The organism is Sulfitobacter sp. S223, assembly GCF_025143825.1.
In the GTDB taxonomy this organism is placed as follows: domain Bacteria; phylum Pseudomonadota; class Alphaproteobacteria; order Rhodobacterales; family Rhodobacteraceae; genus Sulfitobacter.
Map to the genome: position 1 here is coordinate 838,221 of NZ_CP083560.1, position 16,752 is coordinate 854,972.

The window sequence follows — 16,752 nt, forward strand, 5'->3', positions numbered from 1 at the left end:
CAGTGCCTGCGCTTTGGGCAGTCACCCCGCCTTGACGCAACGCAAGGTAGTTATCATCTTTGACAGCTTCGCGCGCACGCGCCACCATGTGCCCACACATTCCATTGGGGGAAACTATGAACCGATTCTTTTTGAGCGCCGCCGCCCTAAGCCTGACAGCAGGTATGGCCAGCGCTGATTATTCAATCACGATCCTGCACACGAATGACTTTCACGCGCGGTTTGAACCGATCAGCAAATATGACGGACCGTGCGGCGCGGAAGACAACACCGAAGGCAAGTGCTTTGGCGGAACGGCACGTCTGGTGACCGCTATCAAAGAAGCGCGCGGCCGGACGAACAATGCGCTGCTTGTAGATGGCGGCGACCAGTTTCAAGGCACGCTCTTCTACTCCTACTACAAGGGCAAGATGGCCGCCGAGATGATGAACAAGCTCGGCTATGACGGCATGACCGTGGGCAACCACGAATTTGATGATGGTCCAGAAGTGCTGGCGTCTTTCATGTCCGAGATCAAATTCCCCATCCTGATGTCCAATGCGGATGTCAGCGCAGAACCTTTGCTGGCTGACAAGCTGGCGAAATCAATCGTGATTGAACGCGGCGGCGAAAAGATTGGCCTGATCGGCCTGACGCCTCAGGACACGGATGAACTGGCCAGCCCGGGTGACAATGTGGTCTTCTCTGATCCGGTTGCCGCCGTGCAAGGCGAAGTGGACAAACTGACCGCAGAAGGCGTGAACAAGATCATCGTTCTTAGCCACTCCAGCTATGCGGTTGACCAAAAAGTCGCGGCAGAGACAACGGGCGTTGATGTGATCGTCGGCGGCCACTCCAACACGTTGCTGAGCAACACCAATGAGAAGGCTGAAGGGCCATATCCGACAATGGTCGGCAACACTGCGATTGTGCAGGCATATGCCTACGGCAAATATCTGGGTGAGCTGAATGTCACCTTTGACGATGCAGGCAACCTTACCGAAGCCAAGGGTGAGCCGATCCTGATCGACGCATCCTTCGCCGAGGACGCGGACACGCTGGCGCGTATAGCAGAGCTTGCCGTGCCGTTGGAGGAGCTACGTTCCAAAGTTGTCGCCGAAACAAACGAACCAATCGGCGGTGATCGTGCGGTTTGCCGTGCGCAGGAATGTTCCATGGGGAATCTGATTGCCGATGCGATGCTTGCACGGGTCGCCGATCAGGGAATCGACGTTGCCATCCAGAACAGTGGCGGCATTCGTGCCTCTATTGATGCGGGCGAAGTCACCATGGGCGATGTTCTGACCGTGCTGCCGTTCCAGAACACGCTGTCAACTTTTCAGGTTACCGGTGCGGTTTTGGTCGAAGCGCTTGAGAACGGCGTGAGCCAGGTTGAAGAAGCCGCTGGTCGCTTCCCGCAGGTGGCAGGTATGAGCTATACCTTCGACGCTGCAGCAGAGGTCGGTAGCCGTGTGTCCGATGTGATGATCGCAGGCGCGCCTGTAGAGATAGACAAGGTTTACGGCGTCGTCTCCAACAACTACGTGCGCAATGGCGGGGACGGTTATGCGATGTTCAAAACCGCGACCAACCCTTATGACTTTGGCCCCGACGTCGCTGATGTCACAGCCGAGTATCTTGCGGAAAACGCACCTTACAAGCCATTTACCGATGGCCGTATCAAGATGAAATAAGTCGCGATTAATTGAACGACCTAGGGCGCGCTCTGAAAAGAGTGCGCCCTTTTTTCATGCGTGGGTGATGCGTAGCTGGAAGCAGTTGTTGCGTGATGATCTCACATCGACAAAGGCTATCCCGCGCTGCTCTAACAAGTGGTTTGCATAGTTGGAGACATCCGCCGCGCGAACAATCTTGCCAGTCCCGTAGGATATGCGCTGATCCGATGTGTACCCCTTAAGCAGGTAGTCGTCGCGCGTAGTCAGGATCGGGGGTGGAACGCTGTAGCTGTAGGCGGGGCAATCATCGGCACATAAGAAAATCGGCCCGGTTTCGGCATAGGGCTGAAGGCCGTCAAAGGGACGGTGAGCGACGATCAACATTGCCGCCCCCTTTTCGATATCACACAGACAGTGACGGCATGGATTGCCTTGACCGTCCGAGATGGCGTGCTCGGGCGGCATGCCATATGCATCGGGGCCCCCCGCACGCAAAGCGTCGACGATTGCTGTGGCAATAGGTTGGTAGGCCAAGTTTGTCATATCGGTGCTCCTTTCCTTATCTATGACAAGGCTGCGCTACGCAAAGCGACCCGTTTTCTGCGCATTCACATTCAAGCGATCTCTGGGGTAGGGTGTGAAAAGAGACGCAGCTGGAGGAGACGGAAATGTGTGGACGCATGGCCCTGACCTTACCGCCCGAAGCCATGGCGCAGGTGTTTGCGGCGGAGCCTGCAAATACCCTGCCAGAGGGGCCGAACTATAACATCTGTCCGACGAACCAGATTGCTGTGATCACTGGCGGTCCAGAGCAACCCAGAAGGATGGAGGCCATGCGCTGGGGGCTGATCCCGCCATGGTACAAAAAACCGAACGATGGACCGCTGCTGATGAACGCCCGTGCCGAGACTGTGCTGGATAAACCCGCCTTCCGCTCTGCGGTGCATGCGCGGCGCGTGCTGGTGGTTGCCAGCGGCTTTTATGAATGGACCAAAGATGAAAGCGGGGCGCGTGATCCGTGGTATATCACCCGCCGTGACGGCGCACCGTTGGCCTTTGCAGGGTTGTGGCAGGCTTGGCAAGATCCGGAAAACGGGGAAACACTGCGCACCGTCGCCGCGCTGACGATTGGCGCGAACGAGCCTATGCAAGCAATCCACCACCGTATGCCCGTCATTGTTGAACCCGACGATTGGGCGCTTTGGTTGGGCGAAATGGGAAAGGGGGCCGCGCCGCTGATGCGGGCCGCCGATGATGATTCCTTGCACTGGCACCGCGTAAGCCGTGCGGTCAATTCCAACCGCGCGTCTGGTCCCGAACTGATCGAACCGTGGGAGCCGGAAGGCCTGAAGACCCCGCGCACCTGATATGGCGTGCGGGGCTTTGCCTTTTGACCGACACCGATCAAGGGGGCGCATTTCGGGAATGTTTCACGAAACCGTTTCCCTCATGCGCGTAATGCGCTAGAGGTTTTTTGGTTATCGCGGGTATTCCCGAAGTGGTTTAGTTGGTCTGTATGGCCGGAGTTTCGGCGAAGTTGATCTTGCCGATGATCGTGCCTTCTTCGGCGTCTTGACCGTCGATACCCGTTGAGCCGTCCGTCACGTCAGTGACGTTGTCGCCTGTACCGGTGGAGTTCGCAATCACGCCAGCGCCGCCAACACCGTCAATGCGGGTCTGGTACGTGTTGAACATACCTTTTTCGACAGTGATTGTTGCCTCTGCACCGTCAATCAGTTCAGGAGTCGCCCACGACCCGTCGCGTGATGCGATCGTGCGGGTGATGCCCGACATGTTCACGAAGGTGAGCGTATCACCGTCCTGAACATATGAAATGTCAGGGAAAAACGCGTAATCCATCATAAGGACGCGGTAGTTTTCGGCGGAGGATGCCCCTGCCGTCACTGTGAGCGCAGCCGCGGTGAAAGCTGCGCGCATCAAAATCTTGTTAAGCATTGCGATGCTCCTTGGTGTCGGCCCCCACCGTCACAGAGGATTGCTATACGGATGGAATGTGGCCGAAGTTAGGCAAGGCGCGCACTTCATTAACCATTCTCAGGCCAATCATTCGGCCTCTGTCTGTCCTTTGAGCCAGTCGCAAAAGGCCAGCAGGGGCGGCGGTGCCGGGCGGTCATCAGGCCAGACAAGGTAATAGCTGCCAATGCTTTCGGTTGTCTTGTCAGAAGCAAGGATAAGCTGACCATCGCGCAGGTACGGTTCAGCTACAAACGTGGGCAGAAGCGCAATGCCAAGCCCGTGCAAGGCAGCCTGTGCCATTGTGGCGAACTGGTCGAACATCATGCCGTGGGGCGGATCGCAGGGATGATCCACAGCCTCGAACCAGCGCGCCCAAGCGCGGGGGCGTGTTTCAAGGTGCAGTAACGGGTGACCCAGCAGATTTGCGGGGGTGTCAAATGGTGCGCCTACAAGGTCCGGCGCGCAGACCGGCACAACGATCTCTGGCATCAAAGGCAGATAATGCACACCGGGCCAATCTTCGTGGCCAAAATGAATCGCCGCGTCAAACGGGCTTGGGCCCAATGCAAAGGGATGCAGCCGTGTAGAAAGATTCACCGTTACCTCACGGTGCTCGGATGAAAAATCAGACAGCCGCGGCGCCAGCCAGTGCATCCCGAAGGCCGGCAAAATGGCGAGCGTCAGTACGCCTGACTGCCGCTCCGTTGCCGCGTTCAGCGACGCCTGCGCCAGACGCCCCAATACTTCGCGTACTTCGCGTACATATTCCGTGCCTGCCTGCGTCAGAATCAATCGCCGACCCTGCCGCGACATCAGCTGAACCCCCAACTGGCCCTCAAGTGCCTTGATCTGGCGGCTGATCGCGGACTGCGTTAGCGACAGCTCTGTTGCGGCCTGCGTGGCACTGCCCAGCCTTGCGCACGCCTCAAAGGCAAGCAGGGCAGAGACAGATGGCAAATAACGGCGCGGAGCGATCATGTATGATTAAAACTCATAGGTTGAGGATTAAGCATCGTTAGAACTTTGGCAGCTGATATGCAATAAGTCCCCCAACGCATATCGCAGTTCCCTTTTGAAAGGATACGACATGAACGCCGAAACACCAGTTCTCAAAGCCAAAGACGCACCTGATCTGGGTGCTTTCGAATGGTCCGATCCATTGCGTCTGAACGATCAGCTGCAAGAAGACGAACGGATGATCATGGAAAGCGCGCGGTCCTATGCGCAAGAAAAACTTCAGCCGCGCGTGATCAAGGCGTTTGCCGAAGAAGAAACCGATGCAGGTATCTTCCGCGAAATGGGCGACATGGGCCTGCTGGGCGTCACCGTGCCAGAAGAATACGGCGGGCTGGGCGGCTCTTATGTTTCTTACGGTCTGGTCGCCCGCGAAGTTGAGCGTGTGGACAGCGGTTACCGTTCGATGATGTCGGTTCAGTCGTCTTTGGTTATGTATCCGATCTATGCCTATGGCTCCGAAGCACAGCGCAAGAAATATCTGCCGAAACTGTCCTCGGGTGAGTTTATCGGTTGCTTCGGGCTGACAGAACCTGACGCGGGCTCCGACCCTGCAGGCATGAAGACACGTGCCGTGAAGACCGCCAATGGCTACAAGCTGACAGGGTCTAAAATGTGGATTTCAAACGCGCCGATTGCGGATGTGTTTGTTGTTTGGGCGAAGTCGGAAGAGCATGGCGGCAAGATCCGCGGCTTCATCCTTGAAAAAGGGATGAAAGGTCTCAGCGCACCCAAAATCGGCAACAAGCTTTCGCTGCGTGCGTCGATCACCGGTGAGATCGTTATGGACAATGTTGAAGTGGGCGAAGATGCGCTTTTGCCTAATGTCCAAGGTTTGAAAGGCCCGTTCGGCTGTCTGAACCGCGCACGTTACGGCATCAGTTGGGGTGTGATGGGGTCGGCCGAATTCTGCTGGCACGCTGCGCGTCAATACGGCCTGGATCGCCACCAATTCAACAAACCGTTGGCACAGACCCAGTTGTTCCAGAAAAAGCTTGCCGATATGATGACCGAGATCAGCCTTGGCTTGCAGGCGTCCTTGCAGGTTGGTCGTTTGATGGATGCGGCCAATGCCGCGCCTGAAATGATCAGCATCATCAAACGCAACAACTGCGGCAAAGCGCTTGAGATTGCGCGCCACGCCCGTGACATGCACGGCGGCAACGGCATCTCGGGTGAGTTTCAGGTCATCCGGCACATGATGAACCTTGAGACGGTCAACACCTACGAAGGCACGCATGATGTGCACGCGCTGATCCTCGGGCGTGCGCAAACTGGCTTACAGGCGTTTTTCTAAGAATTATCCCCAGTAACGATTTTTTTCCTGAGTACATACTTCCCGCGCAACGTCTGTTGCGCGGGTTTTTTTGTTTCTGGAAATCGTCACTTGGCAGCTGTCATTGACGTACTTGAGGAAACTCTCAAAGAATATGCAGATCGCGGGCCGGACCGATAAGGAGCAGATCATGCAGATTTTTGATGGGCACAATGATGCCTTGAGCAGGCTTTGGGGCACCACCACTGATCCGGTCGGCGAGTTTGCAAAACCTGTCGGCCATGTGAACACCCCTCACGCCCGTGCCGGCGGATTGAGCGGTGGATTTTTTGCCCTGTATTCGTCAGTAGAAAAACGCGCGTTCGACTTCACTATTTTCGACGGTGGAGGAGTGGCACTGCCACTTGCTCCCGCTATGCCAGCCGCTCAGGCGTTGGAGCCGGTTATCGCGCAGGCCGGGATAGCGCAGCAGCTTCACGCCGCAGGACAGATCGAGATTTGCACATCTACCGCGCAATTGGGGCGCGCTTTCGTCAGCGACCCAATCGCCTGCGTTCTGCATCTGGAAGGGGCTGATTGCATCGGTCCCGAGATGTGGGAGCTGGATGCCCTGCATGCGATGGGCCTACGCTCGCTTGGGCCTGTGTGGTCGCGCCCGAACATCTTTGGTGAGGGTGTGCCGTTTTCACATGGTACGGATGGAGATACGGGGGGTGGGCTTACCAGTGCGGGGCAGGCGCTGGTCGCAAAGTGTAAGGCGATGGGGGTCATGGTCGATACCTCCCACCTGACGCTCAGGGGGTTTTGGGATGTGGCAGAAGAGGACCTGCCGCTGGTGGCGACGCATTCAAATGCATGTGCTGTGGCACTAAACGCGCGCAACCTGACCGATGACCAGTTGCGCGCAATCGGGCAAACCGGCGGCATGGTTGGTCTCAATTTTGCCAGTCTGTATCTAAGTGATGATGGTTGGGCACAGGGACAAGCCACGCTGACGGATTGCCTGCGACAGCTTGATCATCTGATCGCTGTCGCAGGAGAAGACCACGTCGGGCTTGGCTCTGACTTTGACGGTGCGCCGATGCCGCAGGGCATGTCCCATGCAGGGAATCTGCCTGCGCTGCTGGATGCCATGCGCGCCGCCGGCTATGGAGAGGCGTTGATTGCCAAGCTCGCGCATGAGAACTGGTTGGATTTCCTCAGCCGTCAACTGAACCCCTAGTCGCGCGGCGCAGGCGCCCCCCCTTCGAAGCAGTTGCCGTTGACGTAGTCGCAAGGCTCTTCTCGCATTTCCAGATGCAAGCCGGTTCCGGTATACGGATGCGCCCGTGCAAGGTCTTCGTCCACTTCTATCCCAAGACCGGGTGCCGTTGGGGCGGTGATAAAACCGTCCTCTACCCGAATGCTGCCCTTGATGAGCTGGTCGTGAAAGGGTGTTTCTATCGTTTCAGCCATAAGCAGGTTGGGGATGCTCACCGCCAGATGAATATTGGCGGCCCATTCCACAGGCCCCGCATAGAGATGCGGTGCCATCTGCGCGTTATAGACTTCGGCCATGGCCGCGACTTTTTTCATTTCCCAGATGCCACCGGCGCGGCCCAGAGCAGGCTGCAAGATCGTGGCAGCCCCTGCGCGCAGGACAGGCGCGAACTCTGCCTTGGTGGTCAAACGCTCTCCTGTGGCGATGGGGATGCGGACAGCGCCTGCGACCTTTGCCATCTCGGCCACACTATCCGGTGGAATGGGTTCTTCGTACCAAAGCGGGCTATAGGGTTCCAGCGCCTGACCAAGCCGTATCGCACCTGCCGTGGTGAACTGGCCGTGTGTGCCGAACAGCAGGTCAGCCCGATCGCCGACAGCTTCGCGGATCGCACGGCAGAAGGCGACGGATTGCGAGATATCGCTCATCGCCGGCATATGGCCGCCGCGGCGCGTGTAGGGGCCGGCAGGATCAAATTTCACGGCTGTAAAACCGCGGTTTACGGCATCAAGCGCGGATTCCGCGGCCATCTCGGGCGAGGCCCAGAAGGTGTTTATGTAATGGTGTGGTAGCGGGTAGAGATATGTATAGGCGCGTACCCGTTCGTTCATCACCCCACCGAGCAGCGCATAAACAGGGCGATCACGGGCCTTTCCCAAGATATCCCAGCAGGCGATCTCAAGGCCGGAAAACGCGCCCATGACCGTAAGATCAGGCCGCTGTGTGAAGCCGGACGAATATGCGCGCCGGAACATCATTTCGATGTTCTCGGGATTTTCTCCGGCCATATGGCGCGCGAACACATCCTCGATCACACCGCGCATGGCGTCTGGCCCAACTGAAGAGGCATAACATTCCCCCCAGCCGACAATCCCGCATGCCGTGGTCAGTTTAACCAGTATCCAATACCGTCCGCCCCAGCCCGGTGCGGGCGGTGCTGTGACGATGATGTCCAAATCTTTTAAGTGCATCCGGTCACTCTCTGTTTTGTGCTGTTTGTTTTTGGTCTGCCGCCTAGCGGTCAAGCAAGATGACGTTGCGCCGCGCGCCGCCTGTCTTGGTGTCGGCAATTGCTTCGTTGATCTGTTCCAGCTTCCAGCGACCCGAGATCAGTTCGTCCAGTTTCAGACGCCCCTGTGAATAGAGATCGACCATCCAGGGAATGTCGCGTTGAATAACGACATCGCCCATTTTGGAGCCCACCATGCCCTGACCTACAGCGGCGAGGACGACCGGCTCATAAGATGACTTCTGGCCAGAGTGGGGCATGCCGACCATCACAACCTTGCCACCAAAGGCAAGGTATCTTGGGGCGGTGTCATAGGCAGGAATTGCGCCAACGGTGACAATCACAGCATCTGCGCCGCGACCCATCGCGCGTTTCGCGGCTGTCCACGGTTTGGCCTCGGTCGCGAGGATGCCATCGGTTGCACCGAATTCGCGTGCAACTTCCAGTTTTTCCTCGCTCATGTCCACGGCCACAATCCGCCGCGCACCAGCAATACGCGCGCCTTGGATCGCATTGAGGCCAACACCGCCCGCACCAATCACGACCACATCCTGGCCAGCGCGAAGCCCTGCGGCATTTACCACAGCGCCCACACCAGTGATCACGCCGCAAGCAATTAGTGCTGCACATTCCATTGGAATGTCATTGCCGATTTTCACAACCTGCCGTTGGTCAACCACCACTGCTTCGGCGAAAGCGCCACACGCCATTGCCTGATGCAGCGTGCCGCCGTCGGCTGTTTTGATCGGCCCTTTGTCACCATCGTATGGCGTGCTGCACAGTGTCGGCGCGCCGCCCGCACAAGTGGGGCAAGTGCCACAGGAGCGGATCAGCGTGACAACCACGTTGTCACCCACCGCGATGCCGTTGACACCCGTACCCACAGCACTGACCTTGCCAGCAGCCTCGTGCCCGTAAACAGCGGGGAGCGATCCGCCCCATGCACCTTCGGCAAATGAGATGTCTGAATGGCAGATGGCAACCGCGTCCAGATCAACCTTGATTTCGCCTGCTTCCGGCGCGCGCAGAATGATCTCTTCGAGCTTCAGCGGAGCGCCAAACTCATGGCATACGGCAGCTTTGATCTTTTGCATGGAACTTCCTTTGGCTAGTTTTCGGCAGCCTTGCGCAGATAATGGCTGCCGACAAGGTATTTTCGGAACCTTACGATCTACGTCACGTCAACTACTGCGCCGGGTCCCGATCAACAGGGCGGCCAAGCCGACCGTGCTCAGCCCGGCCGCCAGCAAGAAAGGTGCCCCCGGCAGGTATATCGGCGCCTGCGCGTCAGTGAATTGTGCGAAGGTGTAGGTCATCACCAATGGCGAAAGGATCATCGCCAAGGCCGAAGCTGATGTGAGCGCGCCTTGCAACTCTCCCTGAGCATCGTCAGCCACACGCGCGGACATGATCCCTTGAAGTGCCGGCGGTATGATCCCACCCATGGATGCCAGCGGTGTCAGCAGCAGCACCCACGTGCCGGAACTTACGACTGCGATCAGGATGAGGCTGGCGATGCTGAAAAGATGGCCGGCAATGACGGTTCCGCGCTCTCCTAGTTTCTTGAGGATTGGCCGGATCAGTCCGCCCTGTATCAAGGCCATCGTGATTCCGAATAGGCCCAGCGATAGCCCCACTGTCGCAGGGGTCCAGTCGAATCGTTCTTTGCCGAAATAGGGCCAGACCGAAGGGTAAACCGCAAAACCGACGTGATAGATGAAATAGATCACCAAAAGACGTGTCACGCCGGGCAGTCGCCCCAAAGCGCGCAAAGCGCCTAGCGGGTTGGCACGGCGCCAGTTGAAGGCGCGGCGCGTGGCATCTGTCACCGTCTCTTTCAGCACGATCCAACCGAATATCGCGTTTGATCCTGCCAGAACAGCGGCCAGCCAGAACGGGGCGCGCGTGCCGTATTCGGCTAACAGTCCCCCCAGAAGCGGACCCAGAACAAATCCCGCCCCGAAAGCCGCGCCCACCAAGCCAAAGCGCGCCGCGCGTTCGTGCGGCGCCGAGATGTCAGCCATATAGGCCGAAGCAGTGCTTTGTGTGGCTGCCGTAATGCCCCCGATGACCCGCCCGAGAACGAGCAGCCAGATGGTGCCGGCAACGGCCATCAAAACATAATCCAGGGCCATGATCGCAAGCGCGATCAATAGCACCGGCCTGCGTCCAAACCGGTCTGACAGCCCACCGACCACCGGACCGAACAGAAATTGCATAACGGCGAAAGTGGTTGACAGAATTCCGCCCCAGATCGCGGCCTCGGCCAAAGAGCCGCCATCCACGTCTTGGATGAGATCGGGCATCACAGGGATGATCAGACCAATGCCCATGGCATCTATCATCACCGTCAGCAGAATGAAAATAACCGGAAGGCGCATTTTACTATAGTGCCTTGACCCGTGCAGCGAAATCGCGTGCCTCTTTTGGTGCAAGGCCCAGCGCCTGCCCGGCGTCAAACAGACCGTCCGGCAAATCAGGATGCGCCGCACGTGCAATCGCCTCCAGTTCGGTCCCTGTTTCTTGTGCTTTGCTGCACAGGGATTTTGTCTCGGCCTGTGCTTGCGGGCGTGGCATGGTTTGCGCCAGCGCAAAGCTGAGAGCTTCGGCGTGGATCAGGCCAAGCCCGCCTTTCAGAGTTTGCGCCATACGGTTCGCATCCGGCTCAATGCCAGCGGCCAACACCTTGGCGTGTTGTAGGGCGCATGCAGCGGTAAGCGCGATTTGCGGCAGGACCATCCACTCTGTAAACCATGCAGCGCCATCGCGCTGGTTTAGGTGCTGTGTAGCAGGGGCAAGTGCCGCGCGCAGGCCAGTCATCTGGTGGCCCAGCGCCTGCAACGCCGACGGGGCAACCGGGTTTTGTTTCTGCGGCATCGTAGAAGACGCCCCTGCAGCACCCAAACGGACTTCGGCTGTCTCTGACCCTGTCAGTGAGATCAGGGTCGCGCCCATACGGGACAGTACGGAGGTGACTTGTGCCAGCCAGTCAGCGATCCTCAATATCGGGCCGCGGTCTACATGCCAGCTGCGCACCGGATCGTTCAGGCCCAACCCCTCGGCAAGTGCTGTGCGGGTTTGGGCTGCATCCGGACCCAAAGCGTCGGACGTTCCCGCAGCACCAGAGAGCGATACAAACAGCGATGATGACCGGAGCGCGGGCAGGGCCTCCAATAGATCGCATAGCGAATGCCCCCAATCAGCCAGAACAGCGCCCCAACTGGTTGGCGTGGCTTGCTGACCATATGTGCGGCCTGCCATTGGTGTATCGGCGTGTTGCGCAGCCTTCTGGCCCAAAGCTTTTATGATGCTGCGCAGATCTGTTTCAGCGAGCAATAAAAGTTGCCGTAATCGCAGCATAAGACCGGTGTCTATGATGTCTTGCGATGTGGCACCCCAATGCACGAATTGCGCGTGCTCGGGGGCGTTCATCTCTGCGCGGAATGCGGCCACTAGGCCGGGCACGCTCACCCCATTCTCGCCAGTGGCTTTTGCAATCGCACCCGGGTCGACCTGAATCTCAAGGGTGGCGCGCTGAATGGCCTTTGCGCTTAGCTCGGGGATGATGCCCTGTGCGCCTTGCGCCTTGGCAAGCGCCCCTTCGACCAGCAGCATGGCGCGGATTGCAGCGGTGTCCGAAAAAAGTCGGCCGGCCTCTCCCGTAGGGAACAAATGCGCGTAAAGGGGGCTGTCAAAAACACTTGCTGCCATTGGGTCGTTCGCTCCGTCTGTGTCGGTGGTATTAAGTGCGGAGGCCTTTATGGGCCGCGCCATCGGGTGTCTGGTCAGACATGCCCTACACTTTTCAGGAAGTCACCCAGTATACGCGCGAATTCTTCTGGCTGTTCGACGCAGGGCAGGTGGCCTGCACGCCGGATCAGGTGGAACTTCGAGGCGGGTATCAGATCGGTCGTTTCACGTACCAGATCGGGCGGAGTGGAGCCGTCTTCAGAGCCAGCGATGCCCAGACAGGGTAGGCGTAGACCGCTTGTCGGCGTGAAAAAATCCGTTCCAGAAATCGCAGCGGAGCAACCGGCATAGCCGTCATCCGCCTGCTGCACGAGCATGTTGCGCCACAACTCCAACTCAGGTTTGGCGCGGAATTCGGCAGAGAACCACCGCTCCATCACCGCATCCGCCAAGCTTTCGACGCCGCCCGCACGTACCGCCGCTATCCGTTCATCCCAAAGTGGTGGATTGCCGATTTTCGCGGCCGTATTGCTCAGCACCATTGCGCGGATCAGGTCCAGTCGTTTGACAGCCAAACCCTGGGCGATCATGCCGCCGATGCTAAGGCCGACAAAAACGCATTCCTTCACTTCGAGGTGGTCAAGAAGCCGCTCGCAATCAGTAATCAGCGATCCCATTTTGTAAGGGCCTGAGGGGATGGTCGACAGGCCATGTCCACGTTTATCCCAGCGGATGATGCGCAGCCCTTCGGGCAGAAGGGGCAATATCGGGTCCCACAGGCGCATGTCTGTGCCCAGCGAATTGGCAAATACCACCGGCGCCCCGTCGGCAGGGCCATCTACGCGGTAGTGAATACGGACATCTCCGGCGTCGAACAATTGCATTATGCGTCCCCTTTCAGAGTGATATGGGCCATGATCTGACCGTGATCGGAGGCGAGTTTGTTGTAGGGTGCTTCAGCGTGGCTGCCATCCGTCAGATGGTCATTGAGCACGCTGAAATAGGTCATTTCGCCGATGGAATCGCTGCTTTCGGGCAAGAAGTGGCGTGACATGTAAATCTGGTCGATGCTTTCATACACGCCACCGAAGGCGGTGGTGAAAACCATGTCGCGTAGCGATTTGCGCACGAACAGTTTTTCCGCCGAATGCAGACGCACGGATTGAATGTCTTCGGTGATCTGCACGGACTCCTCGTCGGAATACCGATCTGCTGCGTGTTGGGCATCATGGCGCAGCATCCACGCATAGTTCTTGAACGGTATCTCGCCGGAAATGATCTCAGAACTGACAGCATTCTGTGCATCGTTCAGATCGCCCAGAACAATGACGGGATTGCCTGATTGCAGTTCCTGCACAATCGCGCCGCGTAGAACCCATGCTTCTGCCATGCGCCGCATTGCTGCACGGGCCGATCCCAGCGCGCGACCCACCGGATCATAGTCGGTGAGATCGGCCTCTGGTGCGGGGGCACCGTTCGCGGGGCGGATGAATTCGCCTAGTTTCGATTTCAGGTGGCAGTTGAAGACCGTGATTACCTGATCTCCGACCGGTATGCGTACCTTAAGGATGGGGCGGCTTAGACGAGAGATGCGGAAAAATCCGCCGTCCTCACCATCATCTGAAAATGGTATATCCAAAGGGCGTCCAAGATCCTGAATGATCTCCGGATCTTCGGCAAAGCCAAAGCGCGACAGCACCGCGAGCCCGGGACGCCGTTCGCCCGGCGCACCGTCATTCATATTGGGGGCAAACACGATCTCGGCGTCACGGTAGCTGCCATAGGCAAGCTTCGTAAATATCGCGCGTTTGCGATAGCGTTTGGTGCCATCCGGCAGGGAAAAGTCATTGTGGGCAGCACCGTAGGTATCTGCCAAGCCTATGACATCACGAAGGGCTTCTTCATCAAAGATTTCCTGAAAGCCGATGATATCGGCGTCCAATGTGACCATTTGGTCTGCCAGCCAGTCGCGCTTCCATGCGTATTCCTCAGGCGTATAGGACTGGAAGCGGTAATATTCACTGTTCGGACCGATCAGGTTCTTTGCGTTAAAGCTGGAGAGCGTAAAATCCGTCATAAACGTTCCAGCGCGCGGGCAAACATGGCCGGATCGACGTTGCCACCCGAGATGGTGACGATCACGTCCTCACTCTCAATCTCGTCCTTGCGCGAAAGTGCTGCGGCAAGCGCGGCGGCGCCCCCCGGTTCCGCCACCACCTTGAGCCGCAAGAACGCCTGCGCCATGGCATCAAGGACTTCATCTTCTGACACTACCAGACCGGGGCCGCACAGGCGGTGCAGATGCGGCCATGTCAGGTCACCTGCCTGGGGGGTAATGATCGCATCACATATGTTGCCGGATAGGGACGGGTTGCGTTCGATCTTGCCTGCGCGCAGGGAGCGGGCCACATCGTCAAAACCCGCAGGTTCCGCCGGACGTACCCGCAGGGTCGGGGCATCAGCCTCTAACGCGAGGGCGATACCAGAGGTCAGCCCGCCGCCGCCGCAGCAGACGATAACGTCAGCGTTTTTGATACCCAGTGCATTGGCGTCTTCGGCGATTTCCAGACCACAGGTCCCCTGACCGGCAATCACTTGTGGATCATCGAAAGGTTTGACAAGCGTTAGACCTCTCTCTTCGCTCAGGCGCGCACCGATCTCGTCACGGGATTCTGTTGTGCGGTCGTATAGGACCACTTCGGCGCCATATGCTTTTGTGTTGGCGATTTTAAGCGCTGGTGCATCGGACGGCATTATAATCACCGCATTGGTGCCGTGCATCTTGGCAGCCAGCGCAACACCCTGCGCATGGTTGCCAGAAGAAAAAGCGATCACGCCACGCGCACGGGTCTTTTCATCCATCGCAGACAGGGCGCTATAGGCACCACGGAATTTGAAGCTGCCAGTGTGTTGCAGACATTCGGGTTTGACCCAGACACGGCGACCCGCGATAGCGTCAAGAAAGCGTGAGGTAAGCAGAGGCGTGCGCTGGGCAAACCCGTCGATGCGTTTCGCGGCAGCGCGGATCATGTCGATGTTCATCGGATAGTCTCGATCCATTTATGCAGGGCGGCGACGGCCTCTGGTTCATCCAGAAACGGAATATGGCCACGATCGGGCACGCGGCCCAAGATCATGTCGGGTCGGCGTTCTTGCATCTCCGCTACCGTTTCTTCGGTCAGCAGGTTTGAATTCAAGCCCCAGATCAGTGCCAGCGGTAGGTCTGTCAGCGCGTCAAAGAATGGCCACAGGTCCGGCATCATCTTTTCGCCAGCGGCTAGAACGGCATCGCGCAGATGCTTGTCATAAGTGATGTGCAAGCCTTCTGCATCCTGAGTGTAGTGCTTTTGCGCTTCCTCCAGCCAACGGCCTTCTGGCACGTTGCTGAATTCGGGAAAGGCGCGGGCCATGGCCTCGGCGGCTTCTTCATGTGTCTTGGCGGCAGGGTTGCGCCCGATGTAGTTCTTGATGGTCTCCATTCCCGTAGGCGCAATCACGGGCCCGACATCATTCAGCGCCACGCCCAGCAGGCGTTGCTTTGCGCCCATTGCCAGCCCCATCGCGTTGAGCCCACCGCGCGAGGTGCCAAGGATCGCTACTTTTTCCAAGCCAAGGTGGTCAAGCAATTCTGTCACATCGCGGCATTCCACCGGCAAAGTGTAATTCGTCCATTCGGGATCGAAATCAGAGCGCCCACGGCCGCGGTAGTCCAGCTTGATCAGCCGGTGCTCCGCTAGATGCGGTGTGACATAGTCAAAGTCAGCGGTGGTGCGGGTAAGGCCTGCAAGGCACAGGATCGGCAGGCCGGCACCTTCATCGGTATAGTAAAGCGACAGGCCATCGGAACTGGTAAATGTCGCCATCACACACCAGCCAATGCCGGAATGCCGGTCAGATCAGTGAGCATATGTGCAGGTGTCCACGGAAGCCGGTCGACAGGATCGCCTGCGCGGTTTACCCAAGCTGTGGTAAATCCATAGCCGGTTGCCGCGCCCGCATCCCAACCGTTTGACGATACAAACAGCACTTCGTCTTTGGCACAGCCGAAGGTCTGACCGACCAGATCATAAATCCGCGCGTCAGGTTTGAATATGCCAACACTCTCAACCGACAAAAGTGCATCCAGCGCGCCATCTATACCTGCGCTGTCTACAGCGCCGCGCAGCATCGCAGGAGATCCGTTCGAAAGGATGCCGGTGTTCAAACCCGCCGCCTTGAGAGTTTGCAGCATGGCTGGCACCTCCGCATAGGCGCCAAGCTCCCAATAGAGTTGCAACAGGCGTTCGCGCAGCGCCGCATCGCCCCCGTGGCCGGTTTTCTCCAGAGCCCAATCCAGACCTTCCTGAGTGACTTGCCAGAAATCACAATGCGCGTTTGTGATGGCGCGCAGCCAGCTGTATTGAAGCTGTTTGAGACGCCAGTGTTCGGCCAAGGCGGGCCAGTCGTCTTTGATGGCGGAAAAGTCAGGCTCTGATGCGGCTTGCCGTGCGGCGGCTGCCACATCGAAAAGCGTGCCGTAGGCGTCAAAGATGCAGGTGGTGATGGGCATAGGGGCTCCGCACGGTTTGGGGTTATTTGTCTGCACAGTGGCATGGGGCAGGCATGTGGAAAAGGGTGAAAAGGGGGTTGTGGTTTTGTGCGTGGCTTGAAA

At 58.1% G+C, this 16,752-nt stretch carries 16 protein-coding genes; 4 read left to right on the forward strand and 12 right to left on the reverse strand.

Features of this window, described 5'->3' with window-relative positions:
• The first annotated feature begins 116 nt into the window (after positions 1 to 116).
• Positions 117 to 1,673: a bifunctional UDP-sugar hydrolase/5'-nucleotidase gene (locus K3757_RS04280; protein WP_259999733.1), complete on the forward strand. Its 1,557-nt coding sequence runs from the start codon at positions 117 to 119 to the stop codon at positions 1,671 to 1,673.
• Positions 1,674 to 1,727: 54 nt separating this feature from the next.
• On the opposite strand, the gene K3757_RS04285 is transcribed toward K3757_RS04280, so the two are convergent.
• Positions 1,728 to 2,198, reverse strand: coding sequence for a DUF1203 domain-containing protein (locus tag K3757_RS04285; RefSeq protein WP_259999734.1), 471 nt, complete (start codon positions 2,196 to 2,198; stop codon positions 1,728 to 1,730).
• A gap of 125 nt (positions 2,199 to 2,323) precedes the next feature.
• Here K3757_RS04285 and K3757_RS04290 point away from each other — a divergent pair, with 125 nt between their 5' ends.
• Positions 2,324 to 3,022: an SOS response-associated peptidase gene (locus K3757_RS04290; RefSeq protein ID WP_259999735.1), complete on the forward strand. Its 699-nt coding sequence runs from the start codon at positions 2,324 to 2,326 to the stop codon at positions 3,020 to 3,022.
• A 136-nt stretch (positions 3,023 to 3,158) separates the two neighbouring features.
• On the opposite strand, the gene K3757_RS04295 is transcribed toward K3757_RS04290, so the two are convergent.
• Together K3757_RS04295 and K3757_RS04300 are read right to left on the reverse strand one after the other, a co-directional pair.
• Positions 3,159 to 3,611 (reverse strand): hypothetical protein, encoded by a 453-nt coding sequence (locus K3757_RS04295; protein ID WP_259999736.1) that lies wholly within the window; start codon positions 3,609 to 3,611, stop codon positions 3,159 to 3,161.
• Between the two features lie 108 nt (positions 3,612 to 3,719).
• The gene (locus K3757_RS04300; protein WP_259999737.1) at positions 3,720 to 4,610 is read right to left on the reverse strand and encodes a LysR substrate-binding domain-containing protein; all 891 of its coding nucleotides are present in this window, start codon (positions 4,608 to 4,610) and stop codon (positions 3,720 to 3,722) included.
• A 109-nt stretch (positions 4,611 to 4,719) separates the two neighbouring features.
• Here K3757_RS04300 and K3757_RS04305 point away from each other — a divergent pair, with 109 nt between their 5' ends.
• Together K3757_RS04305 and K3757_RS04310 are read left to right on the forward strand one after the other, a co-directional pair.
• Complete coding sequence (locus K3757_RS04305) at positions 4,720 to 5,943, forward strand: acyl-CoA dehydrogenase (RefSeq protein WP_259999738.1); 1,224 nt, start codon at positions 4,720 to 4,722, stop codon at positions 5,941 to 5,943.
• A 169-nt stretch (positions 5,944 to 6,112) separates the two neighbouring features.
• Complete coding sequence (locus K3757_RS04310) at positions 6,113 to 7,144, forward strand: dipeptidase (RefSeq protein WP_259999739.1); 1,032 nt, start codon at positions 6,113 to 6,115, stop codon at positions 7,142 to 7,144.
• Here the strand turns inward: K3757_RS04310 and K3757_RS04315 are convergent.
• The 9 genes from K3757_RS04315 to K3757_RS04355 all read right to left on the reverse strand — a co-directional run bounded on the left by K3757_RS04315 (position 7,141) and on the right by K3757_RS04355 (position 16,650).
• The gene (locus K3757_RS04315; protein ID WP_259999740.1) at positions 7,141 to 8,373 is read right to left on the reverse strand and encodes a mandelate racemase/muconate lactonizing enzyme family protein; all 1,233 of its coding nucleotides are present in this window, start codon (positions 8,371 to 8,373) and stop codon (positions 7,141 to 7,143) included. The genes K3757_RS04310 and K3757_RS04315 overlap by 4 nt on opposite strands.
• 43 nt (positions 8,374 to 8,416) lie before the next feature.
• Positions 8,417 to 9,505 (reverse strand): zinc-binding dehydrogenase, encoded by a 1,089-nt coding sequence (locus K3757_RS04320; RefSeq protein ID WP_259999741.1) that lies wholly within the window; start codon positions 9,503 to 9,505, stop codon positions 8,417 to 8,419.
• An 87-nt stretch (positions 9,506 to 9,592) separates the two neighbouring features.
• On the reverse strand, positions 9,593 to 10,792 hold the full coding sequence (locus tag K3757_RS04325) for a TCR/Tet family MFS transporter (RefSeq protein WP_259999742.1): 1,200 nt from the start codon (positions 10,790 to 10,792) through the stop codon (positions 9,593 to 9,595).
• Positions 10,793 to 10,796: 4 nt separating this feature from the next.
• The gene (locus tag K3757_RS04330) at positions 10,797 to 12,122 is read right to left on the reverse strand and encodes a lyase family protein (protein ID WP_259999743.1); all 1,326 of its coding nucleotides are present in this window, start codon (positions 12,120 to 12,122) and stop codon (positions 10,797 to 10,799) included.
• 74 nt (positions 12,123 to 12,196) lie between these two features.
• Positions 12,197 to 12,985 carry a 3-oxoadipate enol-lactonase gene (pcaD, locus tag K3757_RS04335; protein ID WP_259999744.1) on the reverse strand — a complete coding sequence of 263 codons (789 nt, stop codon included), beginning with the start codon at positions 12,983 to 12,985 and terminating at the stop codon, positions 12,197 to 12,199.
• The gene (locus K3757_RS04340; RefSeq protein ID WP_259999745.1) at positions 12,985 to 14,178 is read right to left on the reverse strand and encodes an endonuclease/exonuclease/phosphatase family protein; all 1,194 of its coding nucleotides are present in this window, start codon (positions 14,176 to 14,178) and stop codon (positions 12,985 to 12,987) included. Before K3757_RS04340 ends, pcaD begins: the two co-directional genes overlap by 1 nt.
• Positions 14,175 to 15,143, reverse strand: a complete 969-nt coding sequence (locus K3757_RS04345; RefSeq protein ID WP_259999746.1) for a threonine/serine dehydratase — start codon at positions 15,141 to 15,143, stop codon at positions 14,175 to 14,177. The genes K3757_RS04340 and K3757_RS04345 overlap by 4 nt, the downstream gene beginning before the upstream one ends.
• Positions 15,140 to 15,964, reverse strand: coding sequence for an alpha/beta fold hydrolase (locus K3757_RS04350; RefSeq protein WP_259999747.1), 825 nt, complete (start codon positions 15,962 to 15,964; stop codon positions 15,140 to 15,142). The genes K3757_RS04345 and K3757_RS04350 overlap by 4 nt, the downstream gene beginning before the upstream one ends.
• Positions 15,964 to 16,650 carry a haloacid dehalogenase type II gene (locus K3757_RS04355; RefSeq protein WP_259999748.1) on the reverse strand — a complete coding sequence of 229 codons (687 nt, stop codon included), beginning with the start codon at positions 16,648 to 16,650 and terminating at the stop codon, positions 15,964 to 15,966. Before K3757_RS04355 ends, K3757_RS04350 begins: the two co-directional genes overlap by 1 nt.
• Between the last annotated feature and the right edge of the window lie 102 nt (positions 16,651 to 16,752).